The organism is Arthrobacter sp. NPDC080031 (assembly GCF_040702485.1).
Taxonomy (GTDB): Bacteria; Actinomycetota; Actinomycetes; order Actinomycetales; family Micrococcaceae; genus Arthrobacter.
On record NZ_JBFBLA010000008.1, the window covers coordinates 148,292 to 167,092 of the forward strand.

Genomic DNA, 18,801 nt, shown 5'->3' on the forward strand with positions numbered 1-18,801 from the left:
GCAATCCCCTCTGCTCCTCGGCGGCGACGAGGTGCCCTGCACGCTACGCATCGCCGTTGGAACGTATCTTGCTGACCGTCCAAACAACGGTCCACAACAAGGCAACCGCTATCAATGTCTCGGTGCCGTTGGGTGCCATGTTGAACGCGCCCATGCCGTAAGGGACAACAAAGATGAGAGTTGCGGTGGTCGCTAAAGCTAGGAAAGCTGTTCGTCCCGCCATTTCGAAGTTGACCTTTCTGATCTTCAGTCCCGCAAGACGGGCTAGATGCCCTTAGCGTGTGTCGCGGTGTTGTTTCCATGCAACTGGAATTCGATCCACGGCCGATACGAGTTCGTGCATCCAAGATGAGTTGGACACTGTTCGAAGGTGGCTGACTGATAGCTGCGGACCTGCCAACCTCCAACGTCGTTTGCATGGATCGAGTCGGCTCCGCGGTAGTGATAGGTGAAATCGACATATCCGACAGACGGGAAGTCCCTGTGCCGGCTGGTGACGCGAAAGCCGTCAGCACACCAATCAACTTGCCGCTTCCAACCAAAGGACTGGGTGGCAAAGCTCCATTTCTGTACTTCGGCGCGCGTAATCCAGCATCGAGTGGAAGTAAGGTTCATCATCGCCGTCAGTACCGCCGACTTACTGACGGGCGCGGCCGTCGTTTCTACTTCGGAGAACTTCCATGTTGTGTTGGTCGGATCCAGCTCACTCAGACCAGCTTTGTCCAAGGCGGCAGAAGCGTCAGGACTCAGGACCTTCTTCTGAGCAACCCTTGCGAGCCGCTTCTTTGACTTCGATCGACAATGCCTTGCGGTTGGCTGCTTGCTCCGAAGTTGGAGGCGTGGTTCTGCTCCAGAAAGCTGAATCCAGGACGCCGTCGACGGCGACACCTCGGTCCGGTGACTGGTGCGTGACAGCGCCCGCCGGCGAAAGACCGGATAAGAAGAGCATGGTGGCTGTGGACATAATGGCCACGACCCGTGTTCTCGTCATTCCTCCTTTGTGGAGATCATCGCGTTTTCCATCAACTGAAATGCTTGTCCTGGCGCTGGCTGAAGCGTTGGTTCTATGAAACATCGTCTGCCCTTCTCGTTCGGGATCGAGTCTGTGCACATCGGCGCCAAACCGATTGGATTGAGCGCCGGGCTGCCCGGAAGAACGACCCAGCGTGCGAGAAGGCTATGCCGCGATTTCTGTGATGAGTGGTCAGAACTCCGAAATTGAGTGGTTCGCTTGGTCAAATTTGGTACTGAGCCTTTCCTTTCACGCGCTTATTGGCCTTAATTTGAAATTGCTGCACGGGCGCGGCTCGGTGTTGTCAGTCGCTGCGACGCCTTGTGTGACACGCGAATGATTTCCGTCGGTGTTTATTGTGTGCCCTACCTCTAAGGAAGGGCTGGAAATGGGCGGTGGGGTGGACGTCGCGCAAATCGTCAGTGCCTTGGCGACGGCACTGCCACTGTTTTTCGTGGCGAGGGCTACTCGCCATTCTAAGCAGACGGTGGAGGAGTCGCAGCGGATGCGGCGGTTAGAGACAGAACGGGACGAGCGGGCCATCGTTGCCGCAGAGCGTCATCAAGCGCAGCGGGTCGTGTGCTGGCCCGTCAGGGGCGAAGTTGAAGGAAAATACCAAGGGGGATCGAGCTGATCAATTCAAGTGATGCGCCCGTTTTCAGTCTCTCGGTCGAGCGTGGCCCCGGTGAAAGTCGTAAGGCTACTCCGATTCCCGAGATTCGGGCCGCGGCCAAAATCCTGCCGCCGGGACGTTACTTTTTCAGCGATCTCAAAAGGTGGCCCGTTTATGTTGATAGTCAACGGATCTTGGAGCCCGTTCCTGGTAACTCTGATTACATGCCGGCTATCGAGTTCATGGACAGCGACGGGAGATTCTGGGTTCGTGGAGCGATGGCAGGCTTGACCAGTTGGAAGCTGACGTAAGCGCTAGTTCCCCCTGGCCGCAGCCCCCGGCTGCTGCGGGTACGAGGTGAGGGAAGCCCATTGAGACTTATGTTCCAGGGTTTTAACGGCACAATGATCGTGTGACGATATTGGTGAGATTCCTAAGAGCTCTTCACATAATTCTGTTCGCAGCCGGTTTTCTATCGATCACGGTGGTCGCGTCCATGATCGACAATGGCGGCAACCGTGAATTGGGCCTGACCATCGAGATAGCAGCCGCCGCAATGGCAGGGGCGTTGGGGATTGGGTTAGTCGTTGTTGGACAGAAGCACAAGCTTGTCCTAGCACGGCGAGAAAGCGTAGCTAAACTTTCGAAGAAATCGCCTCCTCAGGTGTTCAGGGCCCAGGAGTCGGAATCATACGAGCACGACGTCGGGACCGTATGGGCGCTCATCCGGCCCGCGGAAAGCGCAACGTTGTTGGGGGACGCACGTCGCGCCTTCACTGTACCCGGAACGCCGACCGGCGTCGGCGAACAGCAGTGTTTCATCGCTGGAGACGGCTCGGTGTCGATAGTCGAGGTTGTTGCCGAAGAAAGTGAGCGTTGGTCGACGACAAGGGTGGTTACACCGTCGGAGGTCGATATAAGGGCGACTTTTCAACTCGAGCCGACGGCGACGGGATGCCTTCTCCAAGTGGGTGTCGCTCTCGAAGGCCGTATAAGCTCCGAACGGTTGTCGACTTACGAAGAATCGTGGCGTGGGCACGCACGTCGTTACTTGGCGCGGGTGACGCAAATACTGGACTTGCAGCACGGCCAGTAGCCTGGCCGAGCGTGGCCGCTCTCGTCGAGTGGCGGGCGCACGCGGTGGCCAATGGGTGACTGTTGTCAGGACACGTGGTGCCCATCGCACCAGACGGAATGCTCTACCTCATACACCGAGTGTCGTTCGCTATTGTCGTTGCCACCAAATACCCTGGCGCAGTGAACACATTCGATGGGGGAGTGGCAGCAGAGCAACTGCCCGAAGGACTGTACGAACTGATCACGACTGAAGGCCTTGAGGCCCGGCTTGAAGAGGTGTCAGAGTTCCATCCAGCCTTCAGCGAGGTTGATGCAGACGATTCTCCAGAAATCCTTTCCCGCCACGTCGCCGACGTTGTCCGCGACGCTCTCAACGCCGCCAGGCCCCACGAGCGAGTTGCCCTCGCGAATCGCCTTCTCGGCGAACTGAGCCACCCGGACAAGATCACGGACGGTCCGACCCAGCTCCAGTCGCTCCACCGCTTGGACACTCTCAAACGCCGAAACCTTCGCCGTCCCACCACCAAGCTGAGCGACTCGGCCCTCCTCACCAACAGCAAAGACGATCCCAACCTCGCCGCGGAACTTCGTGCCGAGATTGAATCCGCAGACACCGTCGATCTGCTGTGTGCCTTCATCCGTTGGACGGGCCTGCGGCTTCTTGAACCCGCACTCGAACAGCTGCGCGACCGGGGAGTGAAACTCCGCGTCATCACCACAACCTACATGGGGGCCACCGAGCGCCGCGCAATCGACGAACTCGTCACGCGCTACGGCGCCGAGGTGAAGATAAGCTACGAAACGCATTCCACCCGCCTGCATGCTAAGGCTTGGCTTCTCCGCCGGAATTCGGGTTTCCACACGGCGTACGTCGGTAGTTCCAACTTGAGTAGCGCCGCGCTCCTGGACGGACTTGAGTGGAACGTACGTCTTAGCGCAGTCGGGACGCCGGCACTCCTCAAAAAGTTCGAGATCACTTTCGACAGCTATTGGGAACAACGCGCTTTCCAGAGTTACGATCCCGAACGCGACGCAGAGCAGTTGGATGCCGCCCTGGCTCGAAACGGCGGCAAGCTCACCGCGGCCCCGGATTCTGAAACCGGGCTTGAGGTTCAACCTTTCCTCCACCAGATCGAGATGCTCGAGGACCTCGAAGCCGAACGTGACAAAGGGCATCACAGGAATCTGCTTGTTGCAGCCACGGGTACCGGCAAGACAGTTATCGCAGCCCTGGACTACAAGAGGCTTTGCAACGCAGCGGGCAGGGACCTCACGCTGCTCTTCGTCGCTCACAGGCAAGAAATCCTCAAACAATCCATGCGCACGTACCGAAACGTGATGCAGAAGGGCTCCTTCGGCGAACTGTTCGTTGGCGACCACAAGCCCAGTGGCTGGAAACATGTATTCGCCAGCGTTCAGTCCCTTGCCGCCCTCGGCGTCGACAAGGTTCAGCCAGACGATTTCGACGTCGTCGTCATTGACGAGTTCCACCACGCTCACGCACCGACCTATCGCACGCTCATCGAACGCCTCAAGCCTCGGGAGCTCCTCGGTCTGACGGCGACCCCAGAGCGCGGCGACGGTGTGGACGTGGCCAAGCAGTTTTTCGACGGCCGGAGGGCTAGCGAACTCCGGCTCTGGGACGCTCTGGATGCCGATCTATTAGTCCCATTCCACTACTTTGGCGTATCGGACGACGTCGACCTCAGCCGCCTCGAGTGGAAACGCGGCAGTTACGACGTTGCGCAGTTGGATGAGCTGTACACGGGCAATGAGGCGCGCGCCGGCAAAGTGATTCGTGAGCTACGGGACAAGGTTACGAGCACAAAGCACATGCGGGCCATCGGCTTCTGTGTCTCGGTTCAGCACGCGAGGTATATGGCGGAGGTCTTCAACCGGGCAGGCATCGCCTCTGTTGCGGTCTCAGGACAAACGGACGACGGCGAACGTGCCAACGCACTCCGGCAACTGAAAGATCGCGAGATCAACTGCATCTTCGCGGTCGACTTGTTCAACGAGGGGCTGGATTTGCCCGAAGTCGACACGATCCTTCTGCTTCGGCCTACCCAAAGCGCCACAATCTTCCTCCAGCAACTCGGCCGTGGCCTAAGGCGCGCGGACGATAAAGCAGTTCTGACTGTGCTCGACTTCATTGGCCAACAACGGCGTGAGTTTCGTTTTGATCTTCGGTATCGCGCGCTGACTGGTTACGGCCGCAAAGAGCTGGAGAAGGCTGTGGAGGATGAATTCCCCTTCTTGCCCTCCGGCTCGCAGATCGTGCTCGATCGGGTGGCGCAGTCGGTTGTCCTGGACAACATCAAGGCACAGCTGAGGTTCAACCGCGTTCAATTAGTGAAGGACATTGCCTCCTATGGCGAACTCGAGCTAGGGGCCTATCTTGAAAAGTCCGGAAATGAACTGAAGTCCGTGTACCGCTCGACCAAGGATTCGTGGACGGGGTACCTGCGGCAGGCGCAACTGATCGAGGGCTTTTCGCCGCTCGAATCGGTGCTGAGTGCCAGGCTTCAAGAACTGTCGAACGATGGTGAGCGGAAGCTACTCAGCCGCATGGTGCGCTTCCTCCACGTGGATGATGCCGAGCGGGCTGAGGCATACTCGAGGCTCGTCAGTCCAGGTGCGCCCCGCTACGCAGACCTCGGACCACGTGAGCAGACATTCGCCCGGATGCTGTTCTACACCCTTTGGGACGACGGCGGTGGTTTTCAAACGTACGACGACGGGCTCGACCACCTTCGGGGCTACCAGTTTGTTTGCAGTGAGATCCGCCAGCTCGTCACTCTCGGAGTGACCGCATCCAAGCACGCCACAAAGGGACTCGGCCTGGGGTTGCAGAACATCCCTCTGCTCACGCACGCCACCTACCGACGGGAAGAAGTTCTTGCTGCACTGCAGTACGGTTCGCTGGAGCTGGGCAAGAACGTGCAGCACCGGGAAGGTGTTGCCTGGTGCCCCGCCACGGGAACGGACGCGTTCTTCGTCACTTTGACCAAAGATGATAAAAACCACTCGGCCACCACGATGTACAAGGACTACGCCATCAGCCCCGAGCTGTTCCACTGGGAGTCGCAGAATGCAACATCGTCCAGCAGCCCGACGGGACGGCGATACCTCGACCGGTTGGAGCACGAATCGCACATCCTACTTTTCACCCGGGACACCGCAGAGGACGAAACGGGACTGACAGTTCCTTACACCTGCCTCGGGCAAGTGGACTACGTCCAGCATGCGGGTGAGAAGCCAATCGCGATCACATGGAAGCTGCATCGTCCGATGCCTGCGGAAGTATTTGCAGCTGCGGCGGCTGTGGCGCAATGAACATCTTCCACGATCGGGTCGGATCCGTGACTCGGATAGGCTCCGGCTAAGATGGCCAGCTCACTCAAGGCAAACTCATCGACGACACAAGACAGTGGCTGCCGGCGCTGGGAAATCGGACTGGGCGCGAGCGACTTACTCAACATCGTTTGTTTTGTCATCACCTTGAGATGACCCGATAGGAGCTGGGCACGGTACGTGAGCGCCGAGGACCCGGAGCCGCCAGCGCGGGCACACGGCGCCACTCATGAACGTGAATGCATGATGGCCCTTGTCCTCTGGGCGGGCGGGTGTTGGACCTGTAATACACGAGTCTCGAACAGGAAGCCGTGGCGGCTCAGCACCAAAAAGCCCGGACAGATCAAGTTAGCGGCCAGGAGCCAGCATACAATCTGGGTGAGCTGGCCATCCCGGACGCTTCAAATTTCGGTGTTAGGCTGACGGAGTGCGAGATATTGATGTCAGGCGGGCCCTCCATAGGGATCTCCTTGGCCAGCATAAGCACGACTTGGCTAACACTCGCTTTGTGGACGAACTGGACCTCTGCGGCGAGGTCCGTGTTGACGTTGCTGTAATTAACGGTAGCCTCTCGGGATATGAGCTTAAGAGCGCGAAGGACACCTTGCGGAGGCTCCCGAAACAGGTTGAGTTGTACTCAAAGATGTTGGACTACGCCGTCCTAGTTGTTGCGGAAAATCATCACGGGGAAGCGATCAAAATTATTCCGGAGTGGTGGGGTGTCACCATGGCTCTGGCGGTTGAAGAGCGTATTTCCTTAGAGGAAGTGCGGCCTGCGGAATTCAACCCCCAAGTCGACGCCAGCTATCTGGCCCGGCTTCTGTGGCGTGATGAGATTCTTGCGGAATTGACTCGTCTGGGCCTCGACAAGGGTGTTCGGTCGAAACCCAGACGGGTACTTTGGGAGAGATTCTCGGATTCAATTCCTTTGGATGACGTTCGGTCGATCGTCCGACGGCGTTTGAAAGACCGAACTACCTGGAGAGCTGATCCAACACGGTCTTGATGTGATGATAGGTTGCCCACCGTCGCCAAACGGTTGGTTGCCCGCCTGAGACCCCTTGGTCTACAACGGAGTCAATCCAGTCGTTGGCAAGATCGCGCGTCGTTTCGGAGTACAGGGGGTGTGCTCTTAGCTTTGAGAGCATGGGGGCTACGGCGGCGCCGCCCAGCCCTCGACCGCCATTGCCTTTGAAGAGGTCGCCGCGGCCGAAAAGCCACACCTCGTTTGTTGTATAGCGAAACGTTGCGCTGATGTTCATCATGCGCGGGTCAACTTCGAGCACTGGATCGTAATTGGCGACTCCATAGTCGGAGTAGTCGGGCACTTCAACCCCATTGGACGCCGACCATGAACCCACCTGACGGTATGTCAACCAATCGGTGCGTTCTATCACGTTGACGCCTTTTCCGGGCAGGTCTTTCGGGGCGGGCATGCCTGCTCCTGCCACAGTGAGTGACCGCCATGAGCCATTGGCACGCGCCCACGCAATCTCGGGCTCCAGCGCTCTTAGGTTAGGTGTGTGGCGGTGTCTTCGCCAAGATCCAAAACGAGATCAACATCAGATGGCCCGACTTCAAGCTCGTCAAGCAACTCTTTGAACGCTCTCGGATCGGCGGACGGCCAGTCCTCGGGCAGCAAGCGAAGGCAGACACCCATATCCCCGGTCGAATGCAAATCCCTAGCCGTGGCGATCAGGTCCCGCGGGCTGTCGGCGGCAACGACGGGAATGAGGTTCACTCCCTCCTCCAACGAGTGCTCATATAGCCATCGGAGTGGATGCAACTCATCGACCGGGCTAAGGTCTTCCGATAGAAAACACAGGTCTATATAGGCATCACGTCCCCCACGGGCCTTGCCGAATTCTGCCGGCAACTTCTCCAGGTGCTGGGCCAGCGTTTTGTCTACGGTTTCCGTCTGAAAGTTCCACGCACGCGGCGGGGCTACAAATATGGGCGTAAATCGTTCATGGTCGTGATCGGTGAGGTCCTGTAGCCCAAGACGCTCCCCAGTTCTTGCCAGCAAAACGGGTCTGTAATGAATTTCGGATGTAGGCAATTTAGTCCCCCAAATCGATGAAATGCTAACCCGCCAAATGTAACTCGAATGCCAGGGCTAATCTATGGGAGTCTTTCAATTCACTGGTGCTAGTCAAGCAACCGCTCTTCGGCCCTCGCGCTGCCCGGTGACAGTCCGAGGTGGTCGGGGCGACCTCCATAATGGCCAGACTTTCCGAGTCCCCGAAGACAGTCTGTCAGGATCCTTAACTTGCTCCAAGCTGCCCGACTCATCGAAGCCATCAATGTGCAAGTATTCGTCATCCTTGCCATAGGAAAGGGAGAACCCTTTCACGGCCGCCGGGGCCAAGATTCGCGAAGGTCGTATTTTGCGGCCGTTCGCCGCATTGCTACGAGCGGCAACGTAATCACCATTCCACCCATTCGAGCCACCACGCCGTCCCCTAGCCGGTCAACCCACCACACATAGCCGCAAATGCTCGGTGCGGCTCCGAACAAGGCGCGGATCGGTGGAGCAGACTTCCATCACAATCTCGCTGTACGACTGACCCACGAAAGTCAAAGTCACAGCTGCAACTACCGCATCCGACGCCTCGACCACCCACACCTCGGCTTGCTCCGCCCGGTGCTCCACGTTCTCCAGCACACTCATGTCAGGGTGGCCGGCGGTGAAATGTCCGGCATGGGGTACGCCTCCAGCATGCTCCGTCGGACCTCCGAATAGTCCGCGGTCTCAGTCCGACGGAAACCGGACTCACATCGCAGCGACCCCAGCCTCCGCGACCCGCGCAACATACTCCTCCAGCCGCCCCAACTCCGGCTGCGACGAAGGATCGCCAACCGCATCCGCCCCAACAGCATTCGCCACCGCCAGCGCAGACTCATAAGAAAGCCCAGACCGTAGCGCCAGCACCAGCGCGGCGCAGAACGCATCGCCGGCCCCGATCGTGTTGGCCACCGTCACGGCAGCAGCAGGCGCCGAAGCCACGCGCACACCACGCTCGAACATCGCCGAGCCATCCGCCCCGTACGTCACCGCCACGAGCTTCGCGTCAGCAAGGGCAGGGATCAGTTCGTACTCCGTCTCGTTGACAATCACCAGGTCGCACCGCTCCAGTAGGTCCGCCGGAAGGTCCATCGCCGGCGCAGCGTTCAGCACGAAAAACCCGGAAGCGCGACGCGCGGCGTCCAGGACCACCGGCAGGCCGACCTCGAGCTGGCACAGCACCGCTTCCCCGGCAGAGAAAGAAACGCTCTCCAAGGAGAACCCCGAGTTCGCGCCCGGGCACACGACAATCTGGTTCTCGCCGTCGCGGTCCACCACAATCAGCGCGGTCCCCGTCGCGAAACCGTCGAGCACCGCGACATCCGAAACGTCAACGCCCACAGAAGACAGAGAAGAAAGCATCACCTGCCCCTGACCATCGCCACCAACGGCCCCGATTATCCGCGCATTCCCGCCAAGTCGAGCCGCAGCCACGGCCTGGTTGGCTCCTTTGCCGCCAGGCTGCTGGCTCAGAACCCCGGAACCGATGGTTTCCCCCGCGGTGGGTAGCCGGTCTGTGGTCGCGATGATGTCCAGGTTCATGCTGCCGACAACGGTGACGGCAGGAAGTCGAGTGTTCATGGGAAGTCCTAACGGGAAAGGGCCGATGAAGAAATAGTGTAAGGGATGGTTGTACTTGCACGTCATACATGGTTGTATAACAACTCACATCCCAATGGCAGACCCGCCTGCAGACAAAGGAGTTTGATGTGAACACCCCAGCCCCCGCCACCACTTCGCCGCCACCCGCCGTCGTACTCGAAACTGACACGAGCAAGCTCGGCGGCCGCCGAGCGGCCATGCTCATTTCCGCACTGCTGCTTGGCGTGCTGTCCTTCCAGCTCAACGCCAGCATGGTCACCCCGGCGCTGCCGCACATCGCCGCAAGCTTCGGCCTGTCCGCCGATAGTGCGGCCCCGGTGCAGTCCATGTTCTTCCTCGCCGGTGCTATCGCCGGCCCGGTGATCGGCAGGTGGAGCGACTTCATTGGACGTCGTTTCGCGCTCCTGCTGGTGCTGGCCATCATGGGCGCCGGAACTATTCTCTGCATCGCAGCGCCCACCCTGCCGATCCTCATCGCCGGGCGCTTCCTGCAAGGCGTGTCCAGCGCGGTCTTCGCCCTCGCCTACATCGTGCTCAGCGAAAACCTGAATGCCCGCGTCTTCGGCACCTCCGTGGGCATCATCGCCGCCATCAACGGCGGGATCGGCGGCGTCGACGGCTACTTCGGCGGCCTGATGTCCGAAACCCTTGGCTTCCGCTCCATCTTCGTAGTCGTGCTGATTCTTACCGCCATCGCCGCGGCCTGCATCCTCAAGACCGTTCCCAAGGGACGGCCGCAGGGCATCCGCGGCGCCATGGACTGGTGGGGAGCGGGCTCGCTCTCGGTGTTCCTGGTGTTCATCACCTACTTTGTGTCCGACGGCTCGGCCGCCGGTTGGACCGCGCCGAGCACCCTGGGCCTGCTGGCCGGCACCATCGCGTCCTTCGTCGCCTTCTGGATGATCGAGAAGCGCCGCCGCAACCCGCTCATCGCCGTCCACCACCTGCGTTCCCGCCAGGTCTGGCCCGTCATCGCAACGACGGTCCTCACCCTGGCCGGCATCTTCGCCATCATCAACTTCACCGTGGTGCTGCTGAGCCAGGACATGCACGCCGGCTTCGGGCTCAGCGCCTCGCTCTCCGCCCTGCTGTTCCTCACCCCGGCCGCGCTCATCGGCGTCTTCGCCGCGCCGCTCGCCGGCTGGCTGGCCGACCGCCGCGGCTGGATCAAAACCCTTCGCGCCGGCACCGCACTCAGCCTCGCAAGCGCTATTGTCGCCGCCACGTTCTCCAGCAACCAGATGGCGGTGCTGATCGCCGTCGCGTCGCTCGGCATCTTCTACAACGGACTCTTCCTGACCGCGATCAACGGACTCTCTGTCCTGCTCTCGCCCAAGGAAGCGCCGGCTGCGTTGCCCGGAATCAACGGTGCGTCCTTCGGCATCGGGGCGAGCCTCGGCGTCGTGCTCGTTGCGCCGTTCGCCGCCCAAGCCACGTCTGTTGGCTATGCCACCGCCCTCTGGATCTCGGTGGGGATCACCGCCGTGGCGTTCATCGTCAGCCTCTTCGTCTCCGCTCCCAAGGGCGAAACCCTCTAATTCCTTCTAACTGAATCGAGAAACAACATGACCAGCCCGTTCTACCTCGACTGCGATACCGGCATCGACGACGCCCTCGCCCTCGCTTACCTCCTTGCGTCCCCGCAGGCGGACGTGCGGGGGATCGGCGCCGTCAGCGGCAACGTCAGCGCCGCCGTCGGCGCCCGCAACACCCTGGACCTCCTCGAGCTCGCCGGGCACGCACACATCCCGGTCGCCCTCGGCGCGCACGACCCCCTCTCCGGTTCGTTCGGCGGGGGAGCGCCGCACGTGCACGGCAGCAACGGGATCGGAGAGGTTACGCTTACGACGGCGGAGGCCCACCTTGCGTCCGAAACCGCGCCGGAGATGCTGGTCCGGCTCGCCCACGAGTACCCGGGTACGCTGCGCGTCCTTGCCATCGGCCCGCTGACCAACATCGCCGAGGCCCTCCGCCTGGACCCCGAGCTGCCAGGGCTGGTCGAGGAGATCACCATCATGGGCGGCGCGGCCCTCGCCCCCGGAAACATCACCCGAGTGGCTGAAGCCAACATCGCCAACGACCCCGAGGCTGCCGCTCTTGTGCTGGCCGCGGACTGGAACGTGACCCTGGTGCCGCTCGACGTGACCATGGCCAACGTGCTCGAGGAGAGCCACCGGCAGGAGCTGCTCGCCTCTTCTTTGCCTGTTCCGAAGGCGTTGGGGGAGATGCTCGGCTACTATTTCCGGTTCTACGAGGGCATTTACGGCCGCGCATGTTCCGCGATGCACGATCCTCTTGCCGCCGCGCTCGCGGTCGGCGCGGTTACCGCTGCGGTTGCGCCGGTGGTGCATGTCGAGGTCGACACCACCTCCGGGCCGGGCCGCGGACAGACCATCTGCGAGCTGCGGGGCCTGTACATGGACTACCCGGAGCAGCTCGGCGCCCGCTGCCGGGTGGTGCTATCGCTCGAGGACGACTTCGCGCCGCACCTGGTGGAGACGCTGCTTGCGTTTGGAGTCTCCGAGGCCATCCCCGCGGCCCCAGTCTTGCTGAGCCAGCCCAACTGAGTCAGTTGGCCCGGCGCGAACTGGGCTGGACGCGGCTTAGGACTGCAGTGTTTGCATCACCGAGAGGTGGCCCGCGCGGTCTGCGATGAGGCACTTGGCCAAGTAGAACGGCCGGTTCGCGTGCCGGACGTACTGTGTCAAAACCAGGACCGGGTCCGAGGCTCGGAGGTCGAGCAATTTAGCGCGGCTCGGGCCGACCTGGCTGAGCCCGATTTGGCACTCACCCGGCCCCAACCTGTTGCCCGCCGCTTTGTTGAGCGCGGCAAGCAAGGTGGTGCCGCCGTCGTCGTCTATTTCCAAAGGCGCGGCGGCACCGCCGGCGAAGCTGACCGGGAGGGCGGAGATGTTTTCCTGGAGCTGGGCGATGGGCTCGCCGTCCCGCATCAGGACGGACTCCCAGAGCCAGCAGTCGTCGCCTGGGTTGATCCCGACGCCGGGAGCTGCGAACTCGGACGCGGGTTGCTTCACTACTTGGGTGCGCTTGATTTCGACGTGTTTGCCGGGGCCGCCGAGGACTTCCTCGAATGGGCGGATGCGTTCGATGCCGATGCGGGGAAGGGTATCGGCGACGAACCGCCCGACGCCGCGGCGGGCTCTGATGAGGCCATCTTCCTCGAGAAGCATCAGTGCTTCGCGGACCACAGTGCGGCTGACCTTCATGTCCGTGCCGAGCTCGGTTTCAGTCGGGAGCATGGAGCCGGGGTGCAGGAGGTTGTTGCGGATGGCTTCGGCGATCCGCGAGTAAACGACAACGCGGAGCGGCGAGCCAGGCTGGACCTCTACCGGCTGGGACAGGAACCGGACGGCGTCGTCGTGCACGTTATGCCTCGCTTGCGTATTGTTCGGGGATTCTCAGGTTAGCAAGTGGTACGGGCTTGTTGGACAAGTGGCACCCGCAAGCCAAGGGCACGGAAGAAGCGCGGCGCCGGACGCGGCGCCGCGAACCCGCTCCCGGCCGAATTTCCGATGTAACGGCGGCTACGAGAACAGGGCGTCGTTTCCAGTCAACTGCCTGTTTGCCCACCGAGACGAGGTTTCTCGAACGGAAATACTCAAGCCGTCATTGGACAAGTCTCGAGCCCCTATGGGGCCGCCAAGATCTCGATCAGCGCTACATCCCAGCGATCCGTGGTGGGGGAGGTGTCGTTGATGGTTACCACGGTGCCGCTGCTGGTTGTTGGGCCGGTCTGGCGCTGCAGCCAATAGGTATCGCCGGCCGGGGGGAAGTATTGGTCGACCAGGGTCTGGGCTGGCCCGACGGTTCGGGCCAGCGGAGCGTTCCAGTCAGTTCCAACTCCCCAAACCCACGAGCCGGCGCGGGTCGTCGTGAGGCTGGCGCTCGGCGCTCCGGTGGCGGCGCTGCCTCCGGCTGTGGCACCTTGGGCGGTGTCGGCGTTGTTTAACGCCACCACGGTCATGGCTGATTGCCACGAGCCCGAGTTTTGAGTTGCCGTAATGGTGGCATTGGTAAGCGGGCTAGGTGCCACTGCCTGCCATATTTCGGCTGTGCCGGCCTGGGCATTGGTGCGCTGGCGGAGCGTCCAGGACAGGCCGGCGCCGCTGACTGATCGTATGGATGCGGTCCCTCCGCTGCTGGGACCGTCAGAGCTGATGAAGGCAAGTATCAGCTGGTTGCTTCCTGTGGTCGTGAGACCGGAAACGCTGACTGTGGCGGCGTTAGTGCCCTGATGAGCGGTCACGAGCTTGTCGACGGTGATGGTCCGTGCGCCGGAGGCTGTAGCCGTGGCGGTGTTCGAGGGAGGACTGACATTTCCGGCCGCATCCTGCGCCGTGACGGTGTAGCTGTAGGTGGTTCCTGCGATTACCGTTCCGTCGACGAACGAGGTGCTGGTGGCGGTGCCAATGGGCGCCCCGTTGCGGGAAATGTTGTAGCGGGTGACGCCGACGTTGTCGGTGCTGGCGTTCCAGGCCAAGGAGATTTGGCCGGAACCGGCAACGGCTGTGAGGTTTGTGGGGGCGGTCGGGGCGGTCGTATCGGCTGACACCACGGCTTGGGATTCATTCGAGGGTGGGCTCAGGTTCGATGCGGCGTCTTCCGCTTTCACCCGGTAATAGTAGGTTCCGACAGCTACGCCCGAGTCGTGGTAAGTGGTGGTTGATCCGCTTACCTGCGTGATTTGGTTGGCCGGCCCAGGCGTGAAGCCCTGCGTGGCCGAGCGATAGATGTCATATTTGGCGACGCCGACGTTGTCCGTCGATGCGGTCCAGCTCAGGTCCACCTGACCGACGCCGCCAACGGCCGAAAGGTTTGAGGGGGCCGTGGGGGCGATTGTGTCCTCGAACGGGGCGGGGAAACGGACCATAGATGCCACCGAGGGGACACCATTACCGTCGATGATGGAAAGCAGGTAATAGCCCGGCGGGGCGTAATTGCCGTTTGACGGCATCTGAACGTTCAGTCCGCCGGAAGCTTGGGAGAAGGGCAGCGATAACGCGCGGGTGTTTTGATCGAAGGAGTGGGTCACCGAACCCGTGCGAATAAGGGAAACAGACCGTATATCTGTTGCGTTCGGGGTCTGGACGAAGGTACTGGCGTTGTACTGGACGGTGGCCGGAACTGAACTCATCGTCGGTCGGGCACCTTTGAAGAGGTACGCGGGCGAGTAGATCTGATAGCTCTTTTGGTCTGTCACGCCCGTGTCACCGCCGCTGCCCGAGACGAACACCCGGCCGTCGGGCAGAAGCAGTGCCGTGGAGTGGTAGAGGCGTGGTGCCGTCAATGCTGCCACCGTGGTCCACGTGCCCGCGGCAGGATTCCAGATTTCGGCCGGCTTGACGGCTTTGGTGTCGTCTTGTCCGGACCTGTCGGTGGCGCCTCCCGTGGCCAGGACCGTACCATCGGGCAGGTTGGTCAGGTTCACGAAGCTGCGGGGGTACTGCATTGACGCGGTCGGCTGCCACGCCGGATTGGGGAGGTTCATGTCAAGAGTGAACGCAGTGTTTGATGACAAGCCTGAGAATCCGCCATCCGAGGATGACCCGGCCTTCATGAATTTGCCGGGGGCGTAGTTGGTGATGGACGCGCCATCAATCACACGGCTGTCAACGGTGCTCCACTGTTGGGTGGCCACGTTGAGGGCGAGAGTGGACGTCGCTTGCTCAGAGGCTCCAGCCTGAAGGACCCGCCCGTCGGGGAGCTGGTACATGAAGGGGTAATACGGAATGTTTTTGGTGGCCGCGGCCAGGTCGCTCCAGGCATTCTGCTGTGAGTCATAGATCTCAGGAATCTGGACGAGGTCGGTGGAACTGGTATTCGCCCCGGAGGTCACCAGTACCCGGCCATCGCCCAGGGTGGTTCCCGTGGGGTACCACCGGGGGTAGTGCATGGGCGCGAGCACCTGCCAAGCCTCGGTGCCCGGGTTGAAAGCGTCGACATTACGAATACCCAGCCCACCGCTGGTAGCTGTTCCGCCGACAACCAGGATCCGGCCGTCGGGAAGTACCGCCTGCCCCGCGCAGAACAAGTCGGCGACGGCGTTCGGCACCTGGATGTAGTTGCCTGTGGTCGGGTCCAGGAGATACTGCTGGCCCCCCTGCGTGAAGTCACCTTGGAACGTCAGGACCTTGCCGGTATTGGTCAGGGCCGCATGGATGGAAACCTCGGGCCAAGCTTGGACGGGTCCCCAGGAACCAACCACCGAGGGGTCACCGCCGGAGTTGCTCACGGTAACAGACACCGGACTGGCAGTCGCGGTGTTGCCGGCAGCGTCCCGGGCGACGGCCGAGAGTGTATGGCTACCGTTGGCGACGGCGGTGGTGTCCCACTGAACCGAGTAGGGCGACGCCGTGGCCTCTGCCGATAGATTGACGCCGTCGAGCGTGAACTGGACTCCGAAAACACCCTGATTGTCGCTGGCGTTCGCAGTGACGGCTATCGTCCCCGTGACGGTGGAACCATTGGCCGGGCTCGTGAGACTGACGGTGGGAGGCGTCGTGTCCGACGTTCCCGCGGGCAGGATCTCGATTGTCGACAGATTCCACATGTCGGTGGTGGGAGCGGTGTCGTTGATCGTTACGGACTGCGGCGCTGTGGACGTGCCGGGCGCGGACTGGCGTTGTGTCCAGAATGTATCACCGCTGCTGGCAAGAAACTCATCGACCTTGGTTTGGCCGGTCCCGACTGTGCGGGTCGTGGCCGTGCTCCAGTCATTGCCGACACCCCAGACCCAGGAGCCGGTTCGGGTTGTCGTGAGTGTGGCAGCGGGAGCCCCGGTGGCTCCGCTGGCCCCTGCGACCGCTCCGTCGGTGGTGGTGTCCGCGCCAGTGAAAGTGGCGACTGTTATCGAAGCCTGGTACGAACCGGTGTGCGTGGCTGTCACTGCCGCGTTGGTGAGGATGCCGCTCGCCGCGGCCTGCCAGACTTCTGCCGTGCCGTACTGAACGTTGGTCCGCTTACGCAGGCGCCAGGTGAGCCCGCCACCGGTGACCGAGGTGAACTGTTGGGACCCGGTGGCTGCGGGGCCATCCGTGGTGACGAATGCAAGCAGTAGTTCCCCTGATTGGCTGGTGGTGAAGGTTGGTGAAACGACGGTCGTAGAAGGGGACGACTGGTGCGTGCTGACCACTTTGTCTGTCGCCAAACCGCCGGCGGCGCTGGCTGGCAAAGAGATCAGAGGCACGAAACCGAGAGCGGCAACTGTGGCGATAGAGACTAGGCGCGCAAACACGTTCCGCCGCATGATTTCCCCTGATTTTCTCGCAGTGAACATTCGGCACGGAACCCTGACCGCCGCGTAACTTAGGTGCGCGGCCTGGAAAGCTCGGTCGGAATCACCCCACAGGAGACCGAGCGTAGCCGGTCCGAAGTCGCGACATCACGAGTGGTGACCACCTGTTAGGGCTTCTGACGCACTCCTAAGCACTCCCCGTCGGCCAGTAGCATGAGTCGGGTCCTTGACTAACTATTCAGGCCATTTCGTCAAGCACTTAGCTTTCCGATGCCTTGCTCTCCATGTGTCTCACAACGGTGTTTAGCTGTACCAAAATCAACAGGCACTCGCCAGACATTCAAGCGAGACACATTCTTGGCTGCTGTAGGGGTGATATGTGTCTTGCAACCGAAGTGTCTTAATTCGCATGGCTTGCGAGACGTGGAAGCCGGTCTTGCTTGCCACGACAGGCTTGCCAGGATCAGGAAAAGCACCGCGTGGAGAAACCGTGGAAGGTTCAATAAATCCTCTAGCATTGGGGAGGAAATTCCAACTCATAAATAGGGGACATTATGTCGAACGCCGTACCGCCACAGGAGACCAACCGCAAGGATGCCAAAGCGTCCCGTCCGTGGTTCAAAAAGAAGCGGTGGTGGCTCGTCGGCATCATCGCCCTGATCATCATCATCTCAAGCACGTCCCACAAGGACTCCACACCGGTACCGGTTGCGGCATCCACCCCGACGTCCACCGCAGCGGCGGCGCCTACGGTAGCAGCCGTCGTCACACCGGCACCGGTCCCGACGCCGACCAAGACGCCCACCCCGACACCGCCTCCGGCCCCACCGGCACCGAAGGTCCCTGTCGAATACCAGTCCGCACTGAGCAAAGCGGGGTCGTACTCCAAGACGATGCACATGAGCAAGGCCGGCATCTACGACCAGCTCACCTCGCAGTACGGCGAAAAGTTCTCGGCCGAGGCAGCGCAGTATGCGGTCGATAACCTCAAGGCGGACTACAACGCCAATGCCCTGGCGAAGGCCAAGAGCTACCAGACGAACATGTCCATGTCCCCGGCGGGAATCTACGACCAGCTCGTCAGCGCGTACGGTGAGAAGTTCACACCGGCGGAAGCGCAGTACGCGGTCGATAACCTGGGCTAGAAGCCCTCCAAGTGGAAGGGGCTCCCTTTTGGGGGCCCCTTTGCCGTGTCGCAATGTAACTGTCGGATCGCTCCCGGAAAATGTGCGCGACCGCCATGAAGCAAAGGCGGGAAAGGATGGGGTAACCCGCCGGCCCATAACGTCGACCCTCGGTCGTCATAGCGCTTCAGTAGTTGAACGGGGTTAGAAAGTTTTGCGGTCTTGTTGCACCGCGCCGCAACCGCGGGGCATTGTTCTCCTGGAGACAGTCGACAAAATGTAGCACCCTTTATGGGTTTGGCGTTGTGGGTTTGGGTTGGGACGCTACGCGGTGAAGGCCCATCCCACAACGTCCCTGGTGCGGGCCGCGGAGCCCGCACGGAGCGGCCCCCGTCGCTGGACCGCTCTGGCGGTGGTGGTGCAAAATCAGGCTGCAGATTAGCCTGCCGCCTGCCGGAGAGCCAGGATATGTGGGACTCTTTCAGTCAGTTATTTGGCGTCCTGCTGAAGATGCCGTTAGTGAAGAACAACCCGGCAGGGTGCCCATTGGCCTGCGGAACGATGATTGTGTTCGACCTGGTTGCGGTGACGACGTAGCCGCCATCAGAAAGAGGCGCAAGGTGTGTCGCCCCGGTGACGACATATCTAGCCGTCTTCCCGGTTCTGAGCATCAGATTTGGCATCGAGGCCATCCGGTAG

13 protein-coding genes are annotated in these 18,801 nt (G+C 61.2%); 6 read left to right on the forward strand and 7 right to left on the reverse strand.

Annotated features, from left to right (window positions below):
- Positions 1-264: 264 nt before the first annotated feature.
- Both AB0323_RS08870 and AB0323_RS08875 read right to left on the reverse strand, forming a co-directional pair.
- Positions 265-726: a hypothetical protein gene (locus AB0323_RS08870; RefSeq protein WP_366176988.1), complete on the reverse strand. Its 462-nt coding sequence runs from the start codon at positions 724-726 to the stop codon at positions 265-267.
- A gap of 13 nt (positions 727-739) precedes the next feature.
- Positions 740-991 (reverse strand): hypothetical protein, encoded by a 252-nt coding sequence (locus AB0323_RS08875; protein WP_366176989.1) that lies wholly within the window; start codon positions 989-991, stop codon positions 740-742.
- 1,046 nt (positions 992-2,037) lie between these two features.
- Here AB0323_RS08875 and AB0323_RS08880 point away from each other — a divergent pair.
- The 3 genes from AB0323_RS08880 to AB0323_RS08890 all read left to right on the forward strand — a co-directional run bounded on the left by AB0323_RS08880 (position 2,038) and on the right by AB0323_RS08890 (position 7,062).
- Positions 2,038-2,721 (forward strand): hypothetical protein, encoded by a 684-nt coding sequence (locus AB0323_RS08880; RefSeq protein ID WP_366176990.1) that lies wholly within the window; start codon positions 2,038-2,040, stop codon positions 2,719-2,721.
- A gap of 197 nt (positions 2,722-2,918) precedes the next feature.
- Positions 2,919-6,038 carry a DUF3427 domain-containing protein gene (locus AB0323_RS08885; protein WP_366177020.1) on the forward strand — a complete coding sequence of 1,040 codons (3,120 nt, stop codon included), beginning with the start codon at positions 2,919-2,921 and terminating at the stop codon, positions 6,036-6,038.
- 445 nt (positions 6,039-6,483) lie between these two features.
- Positions 6,484-7,062: a sce7726 family protein gene (locus tag AB0323_RS08890; protein ID WP_366176991.1), complete on the forward strand. Its 579-nt coding sequence runs from the start codon at positions 6,484-6,486 to the stop codon at positions 7,060-7,062.
- On the opposite strand, the gene AB0323_RS08895 is transcribed toward AB0323_RS08890, so the two are convergent.
- The 3 genes from AB0323_RS08895 to AB0323_RS08905 all read right to left on the reverse strand — a co-directional run bounded on the left by AB0323_RS08895 (position 7,031) and on the right by AB0323_RS08905 (position 9,702).
- Positions 7,031-7,561: a hypothetical protein gene (locus AB0323_RS08895; RefSeq protein ID WP_366177021.1), complete on the reverse strand. Its 531-nt coding sequence runs from the start codon at positions 7,559-7,561 to the stop codon at positions 7,031-7,033. The genes AB0323_RS08890 and AB0323_RS08895 overlap by 32 nt on opposite strands.
- Before the next feature lie 5 nt (positions 7,562-7,566).
- A complete protein-coding gene (locus AB0323_RS08900; protein WP_366176992.1) occupies positions 7,567-8,082 on the reverse strand; it encodes a hypothetical protein in 516 nt (171 codons plus the stop codon).
- Positions 8,083-8,829: 747 nt separating this feature from the next.
- Complete coding sequence (locus tag AB0323_RS08905) at positions 8,830-9,702, reverse strand: ribokinase (protein ID WP_366176993.1); 873 nt, start codon at positions 9,700-9,702, stop codon at positions 8,830-8,832.
- A 128-nt stretch (positions 9,703-9,830) separates the two neighbouring features.
- On the opposite strand from AB0323_RS08905, the gene AB0323_RS08910 reads away from it, so the two are divergent.
- Positions 9,831-11,261, forward strand: a complete 1,431-nt coding sequence (locus tag AB0323_RS08910; protein ID WP_366176994.1) for an MFS transporter — start codon at positions 9,831-9,833, stop codon at positions 11,259-11,261.
- 27 nt (positions 11,262-11,288) lie between these two features.
- Positions 11,289-12,290 (forward strand): nucleoside hydrolase, encoded by a 1,002-nt coding sequence (locus tag AB0323_RS08915; protein WP_366176995.1) that lies wholly within the window; start codon positions 11,289-11,291, stop codon positions 12,288-12,290.
- Positions 12,291-12,326: 36 nt separating this feature from the next.
- On the opposite strand, the gene AB0323_RS08920 is transcribed toward AB0323_RS08915, so the two are convergent.
- Together AB0323_RS08920 and AB0323_RS08925 are read right to left on the reverse strand one after the other, a co-directional pair.
- Positions 12,327-13,109: a GntR family transcriptional regulator gene (locus tag AB0323_RS08920; RefSeq protein WP_366176996.1), complete on the reverse strand. Its 783-nt coding sequence runs from the start codon at positions 13,107-13,109 to the stop codon at positions 12,327-12,329.
- A gap of 263 nt (positions 13,110-13,372) precedes the next feature.
- Positions 13,373-16,978 (reverse strand): galactose oxidase-like domain-containing protein, encoded by a 3,606-nt coding sequence (locus AB0323_RS08925; RefSeq protein WP_366176997.1) that lies wholly within the window; start codon positions 16,976-16,978, stop codon positions 13,373-13,375.
- Positions 16,979-17,532: 554 nt separating this feature from the next.
- Between AB0323_RS08925 and AB0323_RS08930 the strand changes: the two genes are divergently transcribed.
- Positions 17,533-18,123 (forward strand): Ltp family lipoprotein, encoded by a 591-nt coding sequence (locus AB0323_RS08930; protein WP_366176998.1) that lies wholly within the window; start codon positions 17,533-17,535, stop codon positions 18,121-18,123.
- Positions 18,124-18,801 lie beyond the last annotated feature (678 nt).